This is a genomic window from Bacteroides sp. RTP31139st1_H2_RTP31139_211217, from assembly GCF_040227615.1.
Taxonomy (GTDB): Bacteria; Bacteroidota; Bacteroidia; order Bacteroidales; family Bacteroidaceae; genus Bacteroides; species Bacteroides uniformis.
The window spans coordinates 1-5,037 of record NZ_JBCNZM010000241.1 but is presented as its reverse complement, the minus strand read 5'-3'; the positions used below and the strand labels follow the sequence as shown (position 1 = coordinate 5,037).

At 44.4% G+C, this 5,037-nt stretch carries 6 protein-coding genes and 1 pseudogene; all 7 read left to right on the top strand.

Annotated features, from left to right (window positions below; genetic code table 11):
* Positions 1 to 143: 143 nt before the first annotated feature.
* A complete protein-coding gene (locus ABUA47_RS22965; protein WP_004326694.1) occupies positions 144 to 482 on the top strand; it encodes a hypothetical protein in 339 nt (112 codons plus the stop codon).
* A 372-nt stretch (positions 483 to 854) separates the two neighbouring features.
* Positions 855 to 1,850, top strand: coding sequence for a flavin reductase (locus tag ABUA47_RS22960; protein WP_005825407.1), 996 nt, complete (start codon positions 855 to 857; stop codon positions 1,848 to 1,850).
* An 11-nt stretch (positions 1,851 to 1,861) separates the two neighbouring features.
* Positions 1,862 to 2,677 carry a carboxymuconolactone decarboxylase family protein gene (locus tag ABUA47_RS22955; RefSeq protein ID WP_080707057.1) on the top strand — a complete coding sequence of 272 codons (816 nt, stop codon included), beginning with the start codon at positions 1,862 to 1,864 and terminating at the stop codon, positions 2,675 to 2,677.
* 204 nt (positions 2,678 to 2,881) lie between these two features.
* Positions 2,882 to 3,397: a cyclophilin-like fold protein gene (locus ABUA47_RS22950; RefSeq protein ID WP_172679929.1), complete on the top strand. Its 516-nt coding sequence runs from the start codon at positions 2,882 to 2,884 to the stop codon at positions 3,395 to 3,397.
* A gap of 21 nt (positions 3,398 to 3,418) precedes the next feature.
* Positions 3,419 to 3,982, top strand: coding sequence for a sugar O-acetyltransferase (locus tag ABUA47_RS22945; protein ID WP_035448326.1), 564 nt, complete (start codon positions 3,419 to 3,421; stop codon positions 3,980 to 3,982).
* 22 nt (positions 3,983 to 4,004) lie between these two features.
* Positions 4,005 to 4,871, top strand: coding sequence for a DUF3737 family protein (locus tag ABUA47_RS22940; RefSeq protein ID WP_035448328.1), 867 nt, complete (start codon positions 4,005 to 4,007; stop codon positions 4,869 to 4,871).
* Positions 4,872 to 4,890: 19 nt separating this feature from the next.
* Positions 4,891 to 5,037: pseudogene (locus ABUA47_RS22935) on the top strand (MATE family efflux transporter); the annotation flags it as partial.

Here is a 5,037-nt window from a genome sequence, read left to right as displayed (position 1 = left end):
GATATTGAAAAACAGTCTTTTCTTGGATAATGTGCTGACTTTAAAGGCTGATAACCCCAAGCATGGCCAGTTAGATGTCGAGAGAAGAGAAATAAGGGGGATGTGGCAAGCATTACGCATAATAAGTCAAAAGATTATTTGATATGGAAGAAAGGGCTATTGACAGATTACGAAAATTTGCAAGGTATGCACGTGATAAGGGAGTTGTCAAAGGTGAGAACTCGTTTGAGGCTTATTGTGAATTGTCAAATAGATACATCTATAACTCCATAAGGAACGGGAAGGGGGCTATTGGAACTGATATAATAGCTCGTATTGTGGATAAGTTCCCGGAATTGAATGTGAAGTGGCTTTGTACTGGCAAAGGGAATATGATTGAGACGGATATTGATGCGAATGTCAATTATAAAGCGGCTTATGAGGGTGCAATGATGCAAATAGAAGCTTTGCATAAAATTATAGAAGAAAATAAGCGGAGATGATATAAATATGATACCATTAATATATTTTTAACAAGTATTTTACTGATTATCAGTATGATAGTAAAATGTGTTAGTTCCGTACGCACCGCGAAAGTAAATAATAAATTAAAGCAAAGCTCTGAAATTCAAGGATTTCAGAGCTTTTTTTGTTTTCTATATCGGCAGAGAATAACGATTAAAAACAAATCATGCGTGGGATTATTCGTGGGATTTCTGCCAGTCTTACTATACTCATCTGATGAACTTGAACTTTCTTGCGGTATAATCGGGAATTCGGGTACAAATATCCGTAAATCATATACACCTTCGCTTGTGCTATCGCGGTACCTTTGTCATCAGAAGTTTAGCAAGAAAAATAGAGTAATATAACGTATGACAAAAACAATTTTAGGAGTTCTGTCACTGCTTGTCATAATGTCGTGCAGTATTCCCGTAAAGGAGAACACCGTTCAACCCAATATAATGGAAACGAACAAGAAAAATCTCGGAAATCTGTTGGCGCTCTATCCCAAGCCGATGACGGTTGTCGGGGCAGAGGTTGAAGGGAAAGTAAACTGGCTAGTGGTAGGGCATACGGGTGTTATTGGACATGACCGGATACTCATCAGCATGAGTAAAAGCCATTACACTAATCAAGGGATAAAGGACTCAAAACGACTTTCCGTCAATCTAGTGAGTCGTGAAATATTGCCGAAAGCTGACTATGTGGGAAGTGTAAGCGGTGCGACGGTCGATAAGTCGGAGGTGTTTGCCTACCATATTGGCGAAAACGGTACCCCCGTTATAGACGCATCACCCCTCACCATGGAGTGTGAGGTGGTAGACATCTATGAAACTGAAGGTTTCGACAATTTCATTTGTGCGATAGTCAATACATACGCTGCTCCTGAAGTGCTTGATAATAACGGGAAACTTGACTATACGAAGCTGAAACCCGTATTGTTTGAATTTCCGACCTATTCCTACCTTGCCACGGGAGAGATTATCGGCAAATGCCTGAATCTGGATAAGCGGCCGGGTATGTGCGCCAAAGAGCCGATGAGTGCTGACGGTATCGTGCGGTTGTCGAAAATCGAGGTTTATCCGCAGTATCTCGACGAGTATATGAAATACGCAACCGAAGTAGGCGAAATCTCTCTGCGTACCGAATCGGGCGTGCTGACTATGTATGCGGTCGGCGAGAAGGAGAATCCCTGCAAGGTGACTATTCTCGAAACCTATGCGAGCCATGCGGCTTATGTAAAACATATTGCATCAGAACACTTTCAGAAATACAAGCAAGGAACGTTGCGCATGGTCAAATCATTGGTCTTGTCTGACCAGACGCCACTTAATCCGGCTAACAAGCTCAATAACTTCATGCAATAAATAGAACGACTATGAACAAGATTTTTTTAATTTCAGTATTCAGTATTTTAACACTCAATGTTATGGCACAAGAAAAGATAGTACAGACAGCAGGACGCACCCAGTTGGGTGAGTTTGCTCCTAAATTTGCGGAACTAAACGACGATGTCCTCTTTGGCGAGGTCTGGAGCCGCACCGACAAACTCGGTCTGCGTGACCGTAGTTTAGTAACCATTACCTCTCTTATCAGTCAGGGTATCACGGATAATTCGCTCGTGTTCCACCTTCAGTCGGCAAAGAAGAACGGTATTACCCGTACGGAGATTGCCGAAATCATCACCCATATCGGTTTTTATGCCGGTTGGCCCAAAGCGTGGGCAGCGTTTAATCTGGCCAAAGGTGTATGGGCAGAGGACACTGCCGGTGAAGATGCCAAAGCCGCATTCCAGCGTGAAATGATTTTCCCCATTGGGGAACCGAACACTGCATATGCACAGTACTTCATAGGCAACAGTTATCTTGCTCCCGTTTCACGCGAGCAGGTTTCCATCTCTAACGTCACTTTCGAGCCTCGTTGTCGCAATAACTGGCACATACACCGCGCTACTAAAGGCGGTGGGCAGATGCTTATCGGTGTTGCCGGTCGTGGATGGTATCAAGAAGAAGGCAAGCAGGCAGTAGAGATTCTACCCGGTACGGTTATCCATATCCCTGCAAATGTGAAGCATTGGCACGGTGCCGCTTCTGATGGTTGGTTTGCCCATCTTGCTTTCGAAGTTCCCGGTGAGGATACTTCTAATGAGTGGCTGGAACCGGTGACGGATGAAGAATACGATAAACTTAAGTAATACCATCCAAACTCCTGTAATTTAAACGATTGCGGGAGTTTTTGCTTTATAGGACCATGATTTAGTAGCCGGAGGAAAAGCATAATCCGTAATTTGGGTATAGATACCGGGGATTTGTCTACACGGCATATGACGGATACTGCCTATTTTTGCATCATCATTAATAATCCTAAAGATAATTATAAAATCAACAGAAAGATGAATATGAAAAAATTACTATTAATTTCTATGATGCTGATGACCGTTCTGGCAATGGCAGCCTGCGAAGATTCAGGTGATGAACCGTTTACACCCGAACATCCTGAACTTTCCGGACCATCGGGTGGGGAAGATGAGAATGAATCCGAAGTTCCGGATGTATCTTCATTGCAGGTAAATATCATGGTTAGCAATCGTACCATTACTGCCACTATGGAGGACAATGCCGCCACACAGGATTTTCTTGCTCGTCTGCCATTGGAGGTTACGTTGAATGATTACAATAATACTACAGAAAAAATCTTCTATCCCTCTCCGGCTCTGGCAATTGAAGGTGTTACGCGTGGCTGTGCTCCTATTGCCGGTGATATAACCATCTATGCCCCATGGGGAAATGTGGCAATTTTTTGTAAGAATGGGTCTTATAGTGATACTTTGATTAAAATCGGTCGTGTTGATGGCAATGGCATTGAAATGTTGAGTGTGCCTGGAGATATACTTGTGAGATTTGAAAGAAGATAAGAATGGATTAATAAGGGCACTATGACTACGAACGAATTCAAGGAATATGTAAAGACGCGTCAAGCGCTTGATACGGAGGAGATACATCGCTTTATGGACAAAATGAGCAATGAAGCCAGACGCATCACTTTCCGGCTGAACACGGCATATCATACACCGGACGAGGTACGTGGGTTACTCTCCGAATTGTTCGGTTATCAAGTCCCGTCATCGTTCCGGGTATTCCCACCGTTCTATACCGATTTCGGGAAGAATATTACAGTGGGCGAAGGCGTATTTATTAATGCCTGCTGTCATTTTCAGGACCATGGTGGTGTGATAATCGGTGACGGATGCCAAATCGGGCATAATGTAGTCTTTGCAACGCTCAATCATGGTTTGCCTCCGGAAGAACGCCAAACTACCTATCCGGCACCGATTGTATTGGGTAGGAATGTCTGGGTAGGTTCTAATGCGACGATTCTTCCAGGAGTGACAATCGGTGACAATGCTGTGGTGGGAGCTGGAGCGGTTGTGACGAAAGATGTGGAAGCGAATACAATAGTAGGCGGTGTCCCCGCGAAATTGATAAAGAGAATAGAGTAATAATTATAACATTGAAAACAAGATGAGAATAATATCAAATACAGCATTCGGCGGAGAAAGACCTTTGTTTGAATCACATGACTTACGTTTGGAGAATGTAATTATCCATGCCGGAGAATCAGCCATCAAGGAATGCAGCAACATCGAAGCTGTCAATTGTCGATTCGAAGGGAATTACCCCTTCTGGTATGTTCACGGGTTTGTAATCGACCGTTGTTTTTTCGATGTCGGCGGGCGTTCGGCACTGTGGTATTCCGACCATCTGAAAATGACCGATACGCGTATCGACGCACCCAAAATGTTCCGCGAGATGCACGACATCGAAATTGAGAATGTAGAGATGAACGATGCCGATGAAGTATTCTGGCGTTGCCAGAATCTGAACATCAGAAATCTGAAGTTGCATGGAGGAACTTATCCGTTCATGTTCAGTAGCGACATCCGCATAGACGGATTGGAGAGCGACAGCAAATACGTTTTCCAGTATGTGAAGAATGTAGAGTTGCGCAATGCCAAAGTCACTACAAAGGATGCTTTCTGGGAGGTGGAGAATGTGACAATCTACGATTCCGAACTCAATGGCGAATATCTCGGCTGGCATTCGCACAATCTCCGGTTGGTGAACTGCCATATAACCGGTGAGCAACCGCTCTGCTATGCCCACGACCTCGTATTGGAGAATTGTACCTTTGGTCCCGACTGCGACCGGGCTTTCGAATACAGTTCGGTGCAGGCAACCATCAAGGGGGCTATAGGTGGGGTGAAGAATCCACGGACAGGCAGTATCACTGCCGAAAGCTATGGGGAAATCATTCTCGATGAAAATATAAAGGCACCTGCCGACTGTGAGTTGAAGCTTTGGGACGAGAAAACTTGTTTCACCGACTGATGCCTTTGCAAATAGCCTGATGGGAATAAAAAAGGGAAAGACCGATTACTTGTTGTCGCTTATCCGCGAAGGGAAGAGTATGACGCTGGGGCAGCAGTTACGCCTGACTGCATACCTCAGTGTCCCTGCTATTATGGCACAGGTGTCCTCCATCGCCATGCAGTAT

Excerpts from the sequence above, each read along its gene's own strand:
- ABUA47_RS22965 (WP_004326694.1), top strand. The coding sequence starts at position 144 with ATGGAAGAAAGGGCTATTGACAGATTACGAAAATTTGCAAGGTATGCA.
- ABUA47_RS22960 (WP_005825407.1), top strand. The coding sequence starts at position 855 with ATGACAAAAACAATTTTAGGAGTTCTGTCACTGCTTGTCATAATGTCG.
- ABUA47_RS22955 (WP_080707057.1), top strand. The coding sequence starts at position 1,862 with ATGAACAAGATTTTTTTAATTTCAGTATTCAGTATTTTAACACTCAAT.
- ABUA47_RS22950 (WP_172679929.1), top strand. The coding sequence starts at position 2,882 with ATGAAAAAATTACTATTAATTTCTATGATGCTGATGACCGTTCTGGCA.
- ABUA47_RS22945 (WP_035448326.1), top strand. The coding sequence starts at position 3,419 with ATGACTACGAACGAATTCAAGGAATATGTAAAGACGCGTCAAGCGCTT.
- ABUA47_RS22940 (WP_035448328.1), top strand. The coding sequence starts at position 4,005 with ATGAGAATAATATCAAATACAGCATTCGGCGGAGAAAGACCTTTGTTT.